The sequence below is a fragment of the Kribbella sp. ALI-6-A genome (genome assembly GCF_001984195.1).
GTDB lineage: Bacteria > Actinomycetota > Actinomycetes > Propionibacteriales > Kribbellaceae > Kribbella.
Genome location: NZ_MTQN01000009.1, coordinates 532,447 through 547,768, shown reverse-complemented (window position 1 = coordinate 547,768; position 15,322 = coordinate 532,447). Strand labels below are relative to the sequence as shown.

General features: G+C 68.5%; 12 protein-coding genes. 6 read left to right on the top strand and 6 right to left on the bottom strand.

Features of this window, described 5'->3' with window-relative positions; translation table 11 throughout:
* Positions 1 to 10 precede the first annotated feature (10 nt).
* Positions 11 to 805 carry a ThuA domain-containing protein gene (locus BWI15_RS11545; protein ID WP_077014320.1) on the top strand — a complete coding sequence of 265 codons (795 nt, stop codon included), beginning with the start codon at positions 11 to 13 and terminating at the stop codon, positions 803 to 805.
* Complete coding sequence (locus BWI15_RS11540) at positions 798 to 1,892, top strand: Gfo/Idh/MocA family protein (protein WP_077014319.1); 1,095 nt, start codon at positions 798 to 800, stop codon at positions 1,890 to 1,892. The genes BWI15_RS11545 and BWI15_RS11540 overlap by 8 nt, the downstream gene beginning before the upstream one ends.
* Positions 1,893 to 1,928: 36 nt before the next feature.
* On the opposite strand, the gene BWI15_RS11535 is transcribed toward BWI15_RS11540, so the two are convergent.
* Positions 1,929 to 5,036: a glycoside hydrolase family 38 C-terminal domain-containing protein gene (locus tag BWI15_RS11535; protein ID WP_077014318.1), complete on the bottom strand. Its 3,108-nt coding sequence runs from the start codon at positions 5,034 to 5,036 to the stop codon at positions 1,929 to 1,931.
* Between the two features lie 181 nt (positions 5,037 to 5,217).
* On the opposite strand from BWI15_RS11535, the gene BWI15_RS11530 reads away from it, so the two are divergent.
* Positions 5,218 to 6,147 (top strand): ROK family protein, encoded by a 930-nt coding sequence (locus BWI15_RS11530; protein WP_077014317.1) that lies wholly within the window; start codon positions 5,218 to 5,220, stop codon positions 6,145 to 6,147.
* A 5-nt stretch (positions 6,148 to 6,152) separates the two neighbouring features.
* Positions 6,153 to 7,172, top strand: a complete 1,020-nt coding sequence (locus BWI15_RS11525) for a LacI family DNA-binding transcriptional regulator (protein WP_077014316.1) — start codon at positions 6,153 to 6,155, stop codon at positions 7,170 to 7,172.
* A 66-nt stretch (positions 7,173 to 7,238) separates the two neighbouring features.
* Here BWI15_RS11525 and BWI15_RS11520 read toward each other — a convergent pair whose 3' ends face one another.
* From BWI15_RS11520 to BWI15_RS11505, 4 genes are read right to left on the bottom strand one after another with little or no spacing between them, the layout of a single operon-like run.
* The gene (locus tag BWI15_RS11520; RefSeq protein ID WP_077014315.1) at positions 7,239 to 8,441 is read right to left on the bottom strand and encodes a glycoside hydrolase family 76 protein; all 1,203 of its coding nucleotides are present in this window, start codon (positions 8,439 to 8,441) and stop codon (positions 7,239 to 7,241) included.
* Between the two features lie 28 nt (positions 8,442 to 8,469).
* The gene (locus BWI15_RS11515; protein WP_202817621.1) at positions 8,470 to 9,363 is read right to left on the bottom strand and encodes a carbohydrate ABC transporter permease; all 894 of its coding nucleotides are present in this window, start codon (positions 9,361 to 9,363) and stop codon (positions 8,470 to 8,472) included.
* Positions 9,360 to 10,310 (bottom strand): carbohydrate ABC transporter permease, encoded by a 951-nt coding sequence (locus BWI15_RS11510; RefSeq protein WP_083750694.1) that lies wholly within the window; start codon positions 10,308 to 10,310, stop codon positions 9,360 to 9,362. Before BWI15_RS11510 ends, BWI15_RS11515 begins: the two co-directional genes overlap by 4 nt.
* 4 nt (positions 10,311 to 10,314) lie before the next feature.
* Positions 10,315 to 11,670, bottom strand: a complete 1,356-nt coding sequence (locus BWI15_RS11505) for an ABC transporter substrate-binding protein (RefSeq protein WP_077014314.1) — start codon at positions 11,668 to 11,670, stop codon at positions 10,315 to 10,317.
* Positions 11,671 to 11,768: 98 nt separating this feature from the next.
* Here BWI15_RS11505 and BWI15_RS11500 point away from each other — a divergent pair, with 98 nt between their 5' ends.
* On the top strand, positions 11,769 to 13,541 hold the full coding sequence (locus tag BWI15_RS11500; protein WP_077014313.1) for a class I mannose-6-phosphate isomerase: 1,773 nt from the start codon (positions 11,769 to 11,771) through the stop codon (positions 13,539 to 13,541).
* Between the two features lie 84 nt (positions 13,542 to 13,625).
* A complete protein-coding gene (locus tag BWI15_RS11495; protein WP_077014312.1) occupies positions 13,626 to 14,702 on the top strand; it encodes a LacI family DNA-binding transcriptional regulator in 1,077 nt (358 codons plus the stop codon).
* An 11-nt stretch (positions 14,703 to 14,713) separates the two neighbouring features.
* Here BWI15_RS11495 and BWI15_RS11490 read toward each other — a convergent pair whose 3' ends face one another.
* Positions 14,714 to 15,124 carry a hypothetical protein gene (locus BWI15_RS11490; RefSeq protein WP_077014311.1) on the bottom strand — a complete coding sequence of 137 codons (411 nt, stop codon included), beginning with the start codon at positions 15,122 to 15,124 and terminating at the stop codon, positions 14,714 to 14,716.
* Positions 15,125 to 15,322 lie beyond the last annotated feature (198 nt).

Genomic DNA, 15,322 nt, shown 5'->3' with positions numbered 1-15,322 from the left:
GATGGCAGACATGACGACGACAACGCCTCGTACCCTGCGGGTGCTGGTCTGGGGAGAGAACCGGCACGAGCAGGTCGAACCGCACGTGGCGAAGATCTACCCCGAGGGCATGCACGGCGCGATCGCCGACGGCATCCGGGAGAACCTCGGCGACGCCGCGACCGTCACCACGACGACCCTCGACGAGCCGGAGCACGGCCTGACGGAGGAGGTGCTGCGGCAGACCGACGTGCTGGTCTGGTGGGGACACGCCGCGCACAGCGAGGTGGAGGACAAGGTCGTCGAGCGGGTGCACCAGCACGTGCTGTCCGGCATGGGGCTGCTGGTGCTGCACTCGGGTCACTGGTCGAAGATCTTCGGCAAGCTGATGGGTACGACCTGTACGTTGCGGTGGCGCAGCGAGCAGGACCGGGAGCTGGTCTGGACGGTCGAGCCGACGCACCCGATCGCCCAGGGTGTGCCGAACCCGATCATCATCGACCAGCAGGAGATGTACGGCGAGCACTTCGACATCCCGACACCGGACGAGCTGATCTTCATCTCCTCGTTCAGCGGTGGCGAGGTGTTTCGCTCCGGCTGCACGTTCCGGCGGGGACACGGCAGGATCTTCTTCTTCTCGCCGGGGGACCAGGACTACCCGGTCTACCACCACAAGGACGTCCGGAAGGTGATCGCCAACGGTGTCGCCTGGGCCAAGTCCGATCTGCCGCAGCGGTCGCTGCCGACGCTGCTGCGCTACGAAACCGGTGAGTTCTACCAGGGCCACGGCTACACCGGCCCGATCGAGGAGCACGGCGATGAGTGAACCGCTGCGCATCCTCCAGGTCGGCGCAGGCGGCATGGGCCGGGCGTGGTTGCGGACCTTGTCGCAGAATCCTTCGGTAGAACTCGTCGGTCTGGTCGATCTGGACCGCGCGACGGCCCGTGCGGCGGCGGACGAGCACGGGTACGCCGGCGTACCGGTCGCGGCGACCCTCGCTGAGCTGGCCGAGCGGACCGGTGCACAAGCGGTCGTCGATGTGACGATACCGACGGCGCATCCGAAGGTCAGCACCGAGGCGTTGCGGCTCGGGTTGCCCGTGCTCTGCGAGAAGCCGCTGGCCGAGTCCGTCCGCGAATGCCTGGGCATGGTGGCGGCCGCGGAAGCGAGCGGCCAGCTGCTGATGGTGTCGCAGTCGCGCCGGTACTTCCGGACCGTCGCCGCCTTCGGCCGCCAGTTGGCCGAGCTCGGTCCGGTCGGCACGTTGTCCTGCGAGTTCTTCAAGGGCCCGCACTTCGGTGGGTTCCGTGAACGCATGGCCGAACCGCTGCTGGTCGACATGGCCATCCACCAGTTCGACCTGGCCCGCAAGCTGATCGGTGCCGAGCCGGTCTCGGTGTACTGCGAGTCCTACAACCCGCCCTGGAGCTGGTACGACGGCAACGCGGCGGCGAACGCGGTCTTCACTTTCGAGGGCGGTGCGCGGTTCACGTTCACCGGCAGCTGGTGCGCGCCGGGCCACGAGACGTCGTGGAACGGTCGCTGGCGCGCGAGCACCGCGGCCGGTACGGCGGTGTGGGACGGCGACAACGCGCCCGAGGCCGAACGCGACTCCGGGGAATCCGTGGCCGCCGAACTCGGTGACGAACCCCAGGAAATCGCCGGGTCGCTGGCCGAGTTCGTCGGGGCGGTCCGCGGTGGCGGCGTACCGCAGTCGGAGGTGCACGCCAACGTGGTCAGTGTCGCGATGGTGGAGGCGGCGGTCAGGTCGGCGGCGACCGGGTCGGTCGTCCGGATCGCCGACGTGGTCACCGAAGCGCACGCCGAGGCCGTCGCGACGATCCAGGACGACGTACTCCGCCCGGTCCTGGAGTCGTGGCCGTCGGCGCTGAAGACAGTTGGCCTCAGCTAGGGCGACCTCGTCCTGGACCGGGCGGGTCCGGCGCTGTCAGCTCACAGCACCTCGGGTGAGGGCCAGTGCGCCGGTACCGCGCGGAGGCAGTAGCACCGGGATCGCGCTGCCGGGCGTGGTTGTCAAGTGCTCCAGTCGTTCGCCGAGATAGGTCGCCGAGAACGCGCTCGTCCAGTCGAAGAACGGCTGGACGAGGCACTCGACCGGCTCGTCGGCGAACGACTGGAGCCGCACCAGCACGGTGTCGTCGTCCGGCGAGGTCAGGCCGACGACGCGGACCCGGGGATCGCCGATCTCCAGCAGCGGTTGGGCGGCCGGCGCGGCCCCCGGCTCGCCGGTGGCCCTGAGAGCGCGCAGCGGACGGCTCTGCGCTGCGGCGAGACGCATTCCGTGCTCGGCCGGCTCGGTCCCCGACTCGGTCGGCCCGAAGGCGAGGGAGTAGCGGAACTCCTGGTCGAACGCCTGCTCGCTGGGGAAGTTGGTGTCCCAGATGTTGTTGTGTGCCCAGGAGTAGATGGTGCCGGGCTCGTCGGTCGTCAGCGACGACGGGTACGGCACGTACGGGATGCTGATCCGGCCGAGCTGGACCAGGGGTGCGTCATGGGTGGCCCAGGCAACGGTTCCGCCGGCGTCGTCCAGCGTCACCCATCGCCGGACAGCTCGCATGTGGGTCGCGGAGCCGGGAACCACCGGAAGGTCGGACCCCAGCACACCGCCCGTGGTCTCGGTGCGGATCCTGGGATTGCCCGTCGCGAAGGGGAAAGCGAAGAACGCGCTCTCCTTGACCAGGGTCGAGGGCTTCACCACGCGGTTCACGATGTCCACCCGGGCGATCCCGCGCGGCAGTGTGATGGTGGTGCGCAGCTTGCTGGTCCCGGCCGGTACGCATTCGTACGAGAGCGTCTCGCCGACCGCCGTGGACTCGCGGGCGATCAGCGCCGCGGGCGGGGCCTCCCACCGACCGGCCAGCAGATGCATCGAGTCGTCCGCCACGGTCTTGCTCGACTGGTGGTTGAAGGCACCGGCCGTCGCGTACTGGTCGTAGACGTAGCCGTTGAAGCCGAAGGCGGACGACTGCGAGACGAGCTCGCGACCGGTGCCCTTGTCGACGATCGAGCTGATCCGGGCGCGGGCGAGATCGACCTGGACGACGAGGAACTCGTTTTCCAGGACCGTGGACGTCGCCGCGTCGAGCCCGTCGTCCGGCTCGGCCGGCTCGTCGTCCGGCCGCACGTCCAGCCGGACGACGCTCATCGCCGGAATGTCCGCGACGATGCACGTCACGAACCGGCCGGCCATCCGGTGCAGCGGGTTGGTCTGGGCGCGCTCGACGAAGGGGATCACCTCGTCGGTCCGGCTGTCGACGAGCCGCACCCGCTGGTCGAGCCTGACGACGCTGTCCGCCAGGAACAGCTCCACCCCCTCGGTCCGGGTCCAGCTCGTGGTGTTCACCACCGCGTACGACGCGAGTGCGTCCGCGCTGCGCGGTACGCGCTCGGACAGCCTGGCGCGGGCCCGATCGAGCAGCACGTCGGCCTGGTCGTGCGCGTCGACGGCCTGACTGTACTTCCAGATCCACTGGCGTTCACCGGACTGGTGCGCCACGCAACCGTGGGTCCAGGGGTCGCCGGCTCCCCAGGTGTGCTCGTTGAACAGCGAGATCTTGTCGTAGACCGCGGGCGCCGCCTCGGTGTCCTCCTCGACGCCGACCGCGCCGAGAATTCCGCTCAGCGTGCTGAGCGTCTGGGCGTCGGCGATCGTCGACTGGGCCTGCCGGTTCAAAGCCATCGGGACGACGCCGGCGCCGACCCCGTCGACCCACCAGTCGGTCCAGTCACCTTCGAAGGTCTCCAGGGAGTCCCCGAGCCGGTTCTCGGCGTCGCGGAAGAAGTCCTCGTGGCGGGACAGCCGCATCCGCGGGTACGCCCAGGTCTCGTTCCACTGCCGGACCGTCTCCGCGGCGACGTAGCGCGGCGGGCCGTTGTCCGCGAAGGTGCCGAGCACCCGCAGGTGCAGGATGTCCCAGGGGTAGGGCTCCCGGTCGAACTGCGCGTCGAGAATCGGGAAGCCCGGGATGCCCTTCCCCGCATGCGGATAGGGGTTCGCGGCGAGCGAACTCAGGTACGCCGGGAGCAGCTCGTCCACTCGCGCGTACGACTCGTCGAAACCGATGATCGAGCCTTCCATGTACGCCAGGCCGTGCGGGGTGTCGGTTCGCCAGACCAGCACGCTGCGACCGTCCGCCGCACGCCACCTGAACAGCCGCGGCAGGTTCGCCCCGCCGACCAGATGCGGCACCGCGCGACCGGCCCAGTTGTGCGCCACCGACAGGTAGTCGATGCCGTTCGCAACGAGTACGTCTGGCAGACCGACCACCTGACCCGGGACGTCGGTCTGCATCGCGGTCACGATCGGCAGCCCGTACTGCCGGCTCACCTCGCGGGCGGGCCGGAGCAGCTCGTGCAGCTCGTCGGTGGAACACGTCTCGGTGTGCAGGTTGAACGGCATCGCGGTGAGTTCCAGGCGGCCTTCGCGCACCCGCTCGACGAACTCGTCGACCTGGCGACGGGTCCGGGCCGCCGCCCACTGCTCGAAGGACGACAGCCCTTCCACCGACCAGCGGAACCGCGCCTCCTCCGGCCAGCTGTCCGTGGCCCGGGCGAGGTCGAGGCAGGCATCGAGGAAGGACCGGCCTTCGGCCAGGACCGTGCCCTGCGGGTCGGTGTAGCCGATGTCGAGGTGTGAGTGCTGCACGAGGTGGAGCGTCCAGCGCCGCTGCGGCCGCAGCCGTACGGCGAACTCGACGCCCGGCTCGATCTCCGGGAATTCGATCGTGACCGTGGTGTCGTCGTCGACCGCCGGCAGCAGCAGCCGGACGGTGCCGGCCGGAGCAGCTTCGACCAGGCAGGTCACCTGGGTGCCGCCCTCGGTCCGCGCCGTGGCGGTCCGCGGCGGGCGGTCCCCGGCGAGCTCGACCCGGACCACCTGCAGCAGGCCACCGGATCCGTCGGCGCGGAACAGCGGCTCCAGCCAGTACCGGAGCGAGCCACCGCCCGTGCCGTGGGCTGTTTCCGCCGTGCGATCGATCAATCCGGTCCGGGCGATCGTGCTGTCCCACCAGGAGGATCGAGTCGAACCTGTCATGTCGCTGGCTCACTCTCAGATGTCGGGTCGAAGTCGGCTGAAGGTACCGCTAACAAGCAGGCGATCACAACATCTCCGCGCGAGATCGACCGGAATTCATTGCCTGTCGAGCGCAGCTCTGCCGCAGCGGCACGATCTCCGCTAAGGTACCGCTACCAAACCGCGCTACAGATCGTTGGCCATGACATCTGACAAGTCTCCCCGTACGCCCGCCCGCAGTGCCGTGTACGGCGCCCTGGACGTCGGCGGCACCCATGTGACCGGAGCGCTGATCTCCTTCGGCCAGTCGCGGCCGGAGGTCCGGTCCACGACGCGGGTCTCGCTCCAGCCGGACGGCACGGCCGAGCACCTGCTGTCGACCATCGCGTCGTGTGCCGACTCGCTGGCCGGACCGGCCGGGATGGACTGGGGACTCGCCGTCCCGGGCCCCTTCGATCACGAGCGCGGCGTGGCGCAGTACCGGTCCGTCGGCAAGTTCGACGCGCTGTACGGCGTGGACCTGGGCAAAGAGCTGTCCGCACGGATGCGGGCCTGGCCCGGTTCGCTCACGTTCGTGAACGACGCCGAGGCGTTCCTGCTCGGCGAGTGGAGCCACGGCGCGGCGTCCGGGCACGAGCGGGTCGTCGGGATCACCCTGGGCACCGGCGTCGGAAGTGCTTTCCTTGCCGAGGGCACCATCGTTGCCGACGGCCCGCTGGTTCCGCCGGAGGGCCGCGCGGATCTGCTGCACCACGACGGCCGGCCGCTCGAGGACACCGTCAGCCGGCGGGCGATCATCGGGCGCTACCGTGAGCAGACCGGACAGGCGCTGGACGTCCAGGACATCGCGGCGCGGGGGCGCGCCGGCGAGGCGGCCGCACGCACCCTCCTGGACGAGACCTTCCGCGCGCTGGGTCAGGCGCTGGACCCTTGGCTGATCAGTTTCGCCCCCACGCTGGTCGTGGTCGGCGGCTCGATGACCGGGTCGTGGGACCTGCTCGAACCGGCGATCAGTTCCGGGCTCACCGGCCGGTACGCCGTGTCCGGCGTACTGGTTCGTGCCGCGCATCCGGACACCGCCGCGTTGGTCGGAGCTGTCCATCAGGTGCGCCGTACAGAACGCTTAGAGTGACCCGCATGCCACGCAGGCGAGCAGTGGACGGCTCGGCACCCACCATGCGCGACGTCGCGTCGCTGGCCGAGGTGAGCCCGATGACGGTGTCGCGGGTCCTCCAGAACCACCCGAACGTGTCGGCCGAGAACCGTGAGCGGGTGCTCGCGGCCGTCAAGCAGCTCGGCTACCGCCGCAACGACGTGGCGCGGGTGCTGAGCCAGGGCCGGCGACTGGGGGCGGTCGGGCTGATCGTCACCAACCTGGCCAACCCGTTCTACGCCCGCCTCGCGCTGGGCATCGAGTCGGTCGTCACCCGCGACGGCATCCGGGTGATGGTGACCAACAGCGACGAGGACCCGGACCGGGAGCGGGCCGCGGTCGGCGACTTCGTCTCGCGGCAGGTCGACGGCATCATCATCGTGCCTGCCGGGTCGAACCACGAGTACCTGGTGGACGACGTCCCGGACAGCACTCCGATCGCGATGGTCGCCCGGCCACCGACAGGTGTCGAGGCCGACTGCGTCCTGGTCGACGACTTCGGCGGTGCCTACGAAGCGACCCGGCGGCTCATCCAGCACGGCCGGACCCGGATCGGGTTCGTCGGGAATCCGCCCTCGGTCTACACCGGCTCGGAACGCTTTCGGGGCTACTGCGCCGCGCTGGAAGCTGCCGGGCTGCCGTTGCGGGACAGCTACGTCAAGCGCGCCCGCGACATCGCGTCGGCGGAGCAGGCCACGGTCGAGCTGCTCGCCCTGCCGGAGCCGCCCGACGCCGTGTTCTGCACGAACAACCGGAACACGCTCGGCGCGTACCGGGCAGTGCACCGGGTGTCCGCGGCGGTGGTCCTTGCCGGCTTCGACGACTTCGAACTGTCCGACATGCTCAGTGTGCCGACGCTCATCGTCGACTACGACGCCGACGAGCTGGGCCGTCGCGCCGCTCAGCTCCTGCTGGAGCGGCTGACCCCGGGGGAGACGCGCTATACCGGGCCGATGCGACGGGCCGTCGTACCGACGACTGTTGTGGAGCACGGGTTCGGCTGAGGGCCGTCGGCAACCACCGCGACGACTCCGATCCCGCGGAGGGAGTCGTCGCGGCCGGTCGACGGGTCAGGCGGCGTACTTGTAGTCGCTCGGCTGCCAGGCCAGCAGAGCAAAGGTCTGGATCGCTGCCGACTGGTGCAGCGTCTGCGGGCGCAGGGAGGGATCGGGTGCTCCACCACCGGAGTTCTGGAAGCGGAACAGGCCGGTGCTCTCATCGCGGTTCGACTGCCAGATCCGCTCGGCGTACGAGGTCATGACGTCGCGGTAGCTCTGGGTGGGCTTGATCGATTCGAGCAGCAGCAGGTTCGCGAACAGGATCGCGTTGAAGATGGCCGGCTGGTTGTAGAGACGGTCGCTCGCGGTCCAGTACGCCATCGCGGCTTCGGCGTCCTGGGTCGCCCGGCTCAGGTGAGCCTTGTCCTTGGTCGACCGGTAGAGCAGCGCCGCCGCGCCGATCATCGACCCCGAGTTGTAGGTCCACAGCGTCTCCTCGACCGTGTCGTCGAGGCGGATGCCGTTCGCGTACAGGCCCGGGCCGCGACTGAGCGCTTCACGCACCCAGTTGTAGGTCCGGCGCGCCCAGTCGAGGTAGCGCTGGTCGCCGGTTGCCTCGTAGAGATGCGCCGCGAGCTCCGAGGCGAGACTGGTGACGTTGGCGGCTCCCCGGTACGGATTCCAGGAAGCGTCGACCCAGTGCATGCCGCCGGGGACCGGGCGGTTCGGGTCGGTGTCCCACGCCTTGACGACGAAGTCGAACACCCGCGCCGCCAGCCTCAGCATCTCCCGGTCACCGGACAGCCGGTAGCGCCGGACGAACTCCAGGCCGATGACGGCGTTGTCGTCGTAGAAGGGATCGCCCCGTGTGCCCAGCGGCTCCGGGGGATAGGAGTCGTAGGCGCCGCGCGGAGCGTCCCAGTACAGCTCCAACGCCTCGAAGCGGCGCTTCACGTCCTCGTCGTAGCGCTTGCCGGCCGGCGGCAACTGGTTCACGTCGATGGTGGCCGCGGTGGCTTCGCGCAGCGGCCAGACGTAGGAGTACGGGTTCTCTCCGGTCAGGGTGGGGTGGTTCTCCTTGTACAGGCCGGTGTCCGGCAGGTACAGGTAACGCTGCAGTGCGGTGTAGCTGACCAGGGCGCGGTCGGCCCACTTGCTCTTGCCGGGGGCGGCCACGGCCGACTGGACTCCCGTCGGCAACAGCGCGGCCAGGCCCAGTCCGCCGAGGCCGGCGGTGAATGCGCGGCGCGACAGTGCGGAACGTTCCGGGTGCATGCCTCACTCCTTCATGGGTTGGGGTGTGTCAGGTCTTCGAGCCGGACAGTGCGATTCCTTCGACGATCTGCCGCTGGGCGATGATGAAAACGATCAGCAGCGGGGCGGCGGCCAGGGTCGCCGCGGCCATCAGGCCGGTCCAGTCACTGGAGTAGGTGCCCTTGAACTGGTTGACGACCAGCGGCAGCGTGAACTTGCTGTCGGAGTTCAGGAAGATCAGCGGGTAGAAGAAGCTGTTCCACTGGCCGAGAAACGTGAAGATGCCCAGCGCAACCATCGGGGTGCGCAGCAGCGGCAGGATGATGGTCAGGAAGATCCTGGCCCGGCCGGCCCCGTCGATCGCCGCGGCCTCCTCCAGCTCGATCGGGATTCCCCGGACGTACTGGCGCAGCAGGAACACGCCGAAGGCGTTGAACAGCGACGCGGGCACGATCAGCGCCAGATGGGTGTCGATCCAGTTCAGCCGGCCGAGAATGACGTACAGCGGGATCACGGTCAGCTGGACCGGCACCATCAAGGTGGCCAGGAACACCATGAACAGCGGACCCCGCCCGGTGAACCGGATCCGCGCGAACGCGTAGGCCGCCATCGCCGCGGTGAAGACCGACACCACGACGACGATCACCGCGATGTACAGGCTGTTGGCGAAACCTCTGACGAAGTCGGCCGCCTCCAGGGCACTGCGGTAGTTCTCCGGGTGCCACACCTTCGGCAGCAGCTTCGGAGGCTGGATGAAGATCTCCTCCAGCGGCTTGAACGAGCTCAGCACCATCCAGGCGAAGGGCAGCGCCATCGCGACGGCGCCCGCCAGCAGGAACAGGTGCAGCAGGACACGGGTCCAGCGCAGCCGCGGCCGCTCGGCCTGGTGTCTGGGCCGAGCCGTGGTGGGAGCTTCCAGGTGGTCCAGTTCTGACGTGGTCATTCGGTGTAGTGCACCCATCTCTTCTGGGCCAGGAGTTGCAGGCCGGTCAGCGCCAGCAGGGCGGCGAACAGGAAGACGGCGATCGCCGACCCGAGGCCGAAGTCGAACTCGACGAAGGCCTTCTGGTAGATCTCGTACACCACCGTCCGCGACGACGCGGGCGCGTTGGCGCCCATGAAGACGTAGATGTAGTCGAAGATCTGGAACGACCCGATCACCGACGTGACCGACAGGAACAGGATCGTCGGCGAGAGCAGCGGGATCGTGATCCGGCGCATCTTCTGCCACTCGGAGGCGCCGTCGATGTCGGCGGCCTCGAGCAACGTGCGCGGGACGTTCTCCAGGCCGGCCATCATCATCACGATCTGGTAGCCCAGGCCCTGCCAGATCCCGACCAGGGCGAAGGCCGGGATCACGAACCGGGCGTCCTGCAACCAGTCCGGGGCCGGCAGCCCGACCTGCCGCAGCAGCGCGTTGAGCGGACCGATCTCGGGGTTGAACAGCCACAGCCAGATCGCCGCCACCGCCACGGTCGAGGTGACGACCGGGGCGAAGTAGAACGTCCGGTAGAACGACTTGCGCTTCACCTTCTGCAGCAGGTACGCGACGACGAACGCCGACAGCATCGTTCCGGGGACCGAAAGAACCGTGTACCAGATCGTGTTCTTGGCCGAGGTGCGCAACTGTGGATCGTGCAGCACGGTGCTGAAGTTGGACAGCCCCGCCCAGGACCGGGCACCGAAGCCGTCCCAGTGCGACACGCTGAGAACCACGGCGAACACCAGTGGCCCGAGCATGAACACGAGCAGCCCGATCAGCTGCGGCGCCAGGAACAGGTAGCCGGCGAGATTGTCCCGGCGCCACCGCTGCTTGCTGCCCGACCGAGCGGGCTTGCCCGCGCCCGACCGCGGCGGCGTTCGGGTCGGAGGTCGTACGGTCGTGGTCATTCGATCATCCGTTCAGCAGATTCGCCAGCTTCGTGCTGAACGACTTCGGCGACTCGGCCTTGGACTTCAGCAGGGTGTCCATCACCAGCGGGAAGTCGGTGTTCTTCTTCGCGTTGCGGGCCATCACGTTCGGCAGCGCGTAGCCGTTCTTGGCGATCTCGAGGAACCACTTGCCGTGCGGCGGGTCGTTGTTCTCGGTGACGATCTCCTCCAGTCCGGACAGCACCGGTACCGCGTTTCCGCCCCCGGCCAGCCGGGCCCGGACGCCGTCGGGGCTGACGAAGTACCCGGCGAACGCCTCGGCCGCTTCTTTGCTGCTCGCCTTGGCGTTGACGGCCATCGCCGCGGTGTAGACGGCCACCGGCATCACGGTCTTGCCGTCCTCGGACGGGTAGGGAGCGATGTCGTACTCGACACTGCCGCCCAGTTTCTTCAGGTTGGGCAGCAGCCATCGGCCGTAGCCCGGAACCGTGGCCAGCTGACCGCCGTAGAACAAGGCGTCGACGCCCTGTCCCTTCGGCAACGATCCGCCGTACACGATGGTGCCGGCCCGCATCTGGTCGAAGAGCCACTCGATCGCGCGCTGGGCCTTGGGGTCGGTGTCGAAGACCGCCTTGCCGGCGTCGTCGAAGGCCGTGCCGCCCAGCGAGGTCACCCAGCTGAACAGCTGGCCCCAGCTGGCTTCGAACACCATGCCGCGTTTGCCGCTGGCCTTGACCTTGGCGAGCAGATCGGTCACCGCGTCGAGGTTCCAGGCGCCGGCCTCGAAGGCGGCGGCGGGGTCCTGGGTGACACCGGCTGCCGACAGCAACTTCTTGTTGAACCAGAACACCGAGGGGTTGCAGTCGACCGGCAGGCCGTACACACCCTTGCCGTCGGCCCCCTTCGCCCAGGCCACCAGTCCGGGGAAGAAGTCGGTGAACTTCACCGGCGCGTCGGGGGAGGACAGGTACGGTTCCAGGTCCACGACCTGCTTGGTGTCGACGAACTTGTTCAGCCACGAAGGGTCGGCGTAGAAGGCGTCCGGCGCCTTGCCGCCCTGCAGCTGGGTGAGCATCTTGGCCAGGTAGTCACCGGTGACGGTCTGGTAGGTCGTCTTGACGTCGGTCTTGTCCTGGTAGTCGGAAGAGAACTTCTTCAGCAGGCCGACTTCGCCAGGGGTCGCGACCCAGCTGGCCCAGGTGACCGCACCGGTGGCTTTGCCGTTGCCGCCCCCGCCGGCCGGTCCGCCGCTGCTCCCGCCGCCGCAGGCCGACAACAGCGTGCCCGACGCCGCCACGCTGAGGCTGGCCAGCGCTGTCGAGCGCAGGAAGCCGCGTCGCGACACCGTTCGCTCGACGGCGTCTTTGGGGTTGTTCATCCGTTCCTCCTTGATGGGCGAAGCAGTACGAGTGCTGCTGCGGCCGACGTTCTGGTAACGTTAACAGCCCGCTTCGATCAAGGGAATAGAGAGTTCAGATGCTCGCTTCGGCACCAGGTCGTTACGACAAGCAACCGACCGTCCGGGTCCCAGGTCCGCACCGGGTCTTCAGCGGTCACGAGGCGTGGGCCGAGGTCGACCGGCACGCCCGCAACGGCGGGCGCCGGACACCGGTGATCGTGGTGGACACCTACCCAGGAACGGATCTCGCGCAGCTGATGGCCGCCGTGCGCACGGCGCTGCCGGAGTACGTCGTGATCAACGTCGAGGACGCCGCGGCCAAGCCGATCGAGGAGATCGACACGCTGATCAAGGCGAATCTCACCAACGACCGGGTGTTCGGCGTGCTGAGCCACCACAGCCTGGACCAGTTCTACGACGCGGACCGGCTGGCCTCGCTCGCGGACCGGGTGCTGGACTCGACCCAGCCGACGGTGCTGATCGGCTGGGGAGCCGCGCTCGTTCCGCTGCAGCGGTCCACCCTCGTGCTCGCCGACATGGCGCGCTGGGAGATCCAGCAGCGGCAACGACGTGGTGCGCCGAACTGGCGGTGCGCCAACGGCGACGAGGACAACCTTCGCAAGGTCAAGCGGGGTTTTTTCGTGGAGTGGCGGGTCGCGGACCGGCACAAGCGCGCGCTGTTCCCGTCCATCGACTACGTCCTGGACACCAACCGCTCGACGAGCGAGGCGAAGCTGATCACGGCCGAGGCCTTCCACGCCGGGATGCAGGCCGCCGTCAGTACGCCGTTCCGGGTCGTGCCGTTCTTCGATCCGGGAGTGTGGGGCGGTCACTGGATGCAGAAGGAGTTCGACCTGGACTCCGACGCCGACAACTACGCGTGGTGCTTCGACTGTGTGCCGGAGGAGAACAGCGTCCTGCTCGACTTCGGCGGGCAGATCGTCGAGCTGCCGTCGATCGACGTGGTGTTCCTGCAGCCGCGCGAGCTGCTCGGTGAGTTGGTGCACGCGCGGTTCGGGGCCGAGTTCCCGATCCGCTTCGACTTCCTCGACACCATGGGTGGCGGCAACCTGTCACTGCAGGTCCATCCGCTGACCGACTACATCACCAACACCTTCGGCATGCACTACACCCAGGACGAGAGCTACTACCTGCTCGACGCGGCCGACGACGCCGTGGTGTACCTGGGGCTGAAGACCGGTGTCGACCCGGCCGAAATGACCAGGACGCTGGAGTCGGCCTCGCGCGGCGAGATCAGCTTCCCCGTCGAGCAGTTCGTCAACGCGTTCCCGGCCGGCAAGCACGACCACTTCTCGATCCCGGCCGGCACCGTGCACTGCTCCGGCGCCAACTCCGTGGTGCTGGAGATCTCGGCGACGCCGTACCTGTTCACCTTCAAGATGTGGGACTGGGACCGGGTCGGACTGGACGGCGTACCGCGGCCGGTTCACCTCGACCATGCCCGGCGCAACATCCAGTGGGACCGCGACACCGAGTGGACCCAGGAGAACCTGGTCGGTCAGGTGGAGCAGGTCGCGAGCGGGCCGGGCTGGGTGGAGGAGCGAACCGGGCTGCACACGCTCGAGTTCATCGAGGTCCGGCGGCACTGGTTCAGCGAGGCCGTCGAGCACGACACCCGCGGCACGGTCAACGTACTCAACCTGGTCGAGGGGCCCGAAGCGGTGGTCGAGAGCCTCGACGGCAGCTTCGAGCCGTTCGTGGTCCACTACGCGGAGACGTTCATCGTCCCGGCCGCCGTGGGCCGGTACCGGATCCGCCCGCACGGCGCCGGGGTGGGGAAGCGACTGGGCACCGTGAAGGCGTCCGTCCGGGGTACCGAGGTCAGCTGAGGACGCTTGATACCGTGAGCGCAGCATCCGACGGTCGGTGGTCGATCTGGAAGCTCGGGGCTTGTGGCTGTAAGGAGTGCGCTGGTGAACCCTGGACCCTCCAGACCGAAAGCGGCACCGACCGTACGGGAGGTCGCCGAGCTCGCCGGGGTCAGTCCGATGACGGTCTCCCGCACGCTGTCCGGGGGCAAGAACGTGCGCCGCGAGGTGCAGCAACGCGTCATGGACGCCGTTGCCACCTTGGGCTACCACCGCAACGAGAACGCCCGGAGCATCCGGCCCGGCCACCGCTCGGACCTGATCGGTGTCGCGATCACGAACCTCGCCAACCCGTACTACGGGCACTTCGCGCTGGGCGTCGAGGAGGTGGCCGCCCAGCACGGTCGCCGGATGCTGCTGGGCAACACGGGCGAGGACGTCGCACGGGAGAAGCAGCTGGTCTCCGACTTCGTCGGCCGCCAGGTCGAGGGGCTGATCGTCGTACCGACCGGTGGCGCGGCCGACCACCTGAAAGGGACGCGGTTGGGTGACATCCCCCTCGTCCTGGCGTCGCGAACAGTGCGCGGGCTGAAGGCGGACACCGTGCTCATCGACGACGTCAACGGGGCCTACGAGAGCACCAAGAAGGTGCTCGAAGCTGGGCACACCAGAATCGGTTTCCTGGGCAACGTCATCTCGGTCGCCACCGCGAGCCGGCGGTACGAGGGCTTCTGCCAGGCGCTCGACGAGTTCGGCATCGAGTCCGACCCCGGCCTGGTCACCCGAGGTCAGCAGGACGCCGCGGCCGCCCGGAAGGCGATGGAGGCGCTGCTCGATCTCGAGGATCCGCCCACCGCGGTGTTCAGCACCAACAACCGCAACACGATCGGTGCGCTCGAAGCCATCGGGCAGCGCCGGCTCCGCGACCCCAAACTGTCGCCGCCCACCCTGATCGCCTTCGACGACGTCGAGCTGGCCCACCTGATGCAGGTCCCGCTGCTGGTCGTCTCCCACAACCCGAAGGAACTCGGCGCCCAGGCCGCCCGCATGCTGTTCGAACGGCTCGACCACCCCGAGCGCGCCAAGCGCCCACGCCTGATCGAACTTCCGGTCGCCGTCGGCGACATCCTGAACCAGCCCCGCGCCAAGGGTCGACGAGTGAAGTCGGTCGCCGGCGGGTGAGCTGTTGAAGATCAGGCTTGCTGTTCGGGGTCCAGTGGGACGGGGGAGAAGGTCATCAAGAAGCGGTGGGCGAGGGCGACGAGTTCCTGCTGCGTGACGCCAGGCAGCTCGTCGAAGTCCTGGGTCGCCACATCGAGAGTGTAAAGGTGCCCCGAGTCGTCGTCGAGCAAGGCGGCCGCATAGCAGCGGTACGCGCCGTCTCCCTCCGGTCCGAAGACGATCAGGTACTGCTGCCGAATGCGGGACCGATGCTGTTCCAGCCAGGCCGGTCGTCCGACAGCACTGAACTCGGCACTCTCCGCCTTGGTCATCAGCCGATCCAGGTCGTCCAAGGTGAGGCGCTTGATGTCGCTGGGGGAGCCAGGCGTGTACATGTCGATTCGCGGCCACTGCGGATGACGACGGCGACCGAACAGGCCCATCAGAAACCTTCCGAGTGCGGGCTGCGTCTTCTCATCCTAGCGGGGCGTTCGAGTGGTCAGCTGGATCCGGAACAGGCGGCGTCACGGGTCGAAGGCGCGATGCGCTGACCCACAGCAGCTTGCCGTAGTGGTCGATGAGTACCTGCCGCCCGCGGCGACCGCAGCGGGTCGCGTGGGCCGTGACTCTCAGCCAGTGGC

What these genes read in the sequence shown, in the direction of transcription:
- BWI15_RS11490 (WP_077014311.1), bottom strand. Translation starts at nt 15,124, where the DNA reads ATGGGCCTGTTCGGTCGCCGTCGTCATCCGCAGTGGCCGCGAATCGAC.
- BWI15_RS11535 (WP_077014318.1), bottom strand. Translation starts at nt 5,036, where the DNA reads ATGACAGGTTCGACTCGATCCTCCTGGTGGGACAGCACGATCGCCCGG.
- BWI15_RS11530 (WP_077014317.1), top strand. Translation starts at nt 5,218, where the DNA reads ATGACATCTGACAAGTCTCCCCGTACGCCCGCCCGCAGTGCCGTGTAC.
- BWI15_RS11510 (WP_083750694.1), bottom strand. Translation starts at nt 10,310, where the DNA reads ATGACCACGACCGTACGACCTCCGACCCGAACGCCGCCGCGGTCGGGC.
- BWI15_RS11545 (WP_077014320.1), top strand. Translation starts at nt 11, where the DNA reads ATGACGACGACAACGCCTCGTACCCTGCGGGTGCTGGTCTGGGGAGAG.
- BWI15_RS11515 (WP_202817621.1), bottom strand. Translation starts at nt 9,363, where the DNA reads ATGACCACGTCAGAACTGGACCACCTGGAAGCTCCCACCACGGCTCGG.
- BWI15_RS11500 (WP_077014313.1), top strand. Translation starts at nt 11,769, where the DNA reads ATGCTCGCTTCGGCACCAGGTCGTTACGACAAGCAACCGACCGTCCGG.
- BWI15_RS11540 (WP_077014319.1), top strand. Translation starts at nt 798, where the DNA reads ATGAGTGAACCGCTGCGCATCCTCCAGGTCGGCGCAGGCGGCATGGGC.
- BWI15_RS11525 (WP_077014316.1), top strand. Translation starts at nt 6,153, where the DNA reads ATGCCACGCAGGCGAGCAGTGGACGGCTCGGCACCCACCATGCGCGAC.
- BWI15_RS11505 (WP_077014314.1), bottom strand. Translation starts at nt 11,670, where the DNA reads ATGAACAACCCCAAAGACGCCGTCGAGCGAACGGTGTCGCGACGCGGC.
- BWI15_RS11520 (WP_077014315.1), bottom strand. Translation starts at nt 8,441, where the DNA reads ATGCACCCGGAACGTTCCGCACTGTCGCGCCGCGCATTCACCGCCGGC.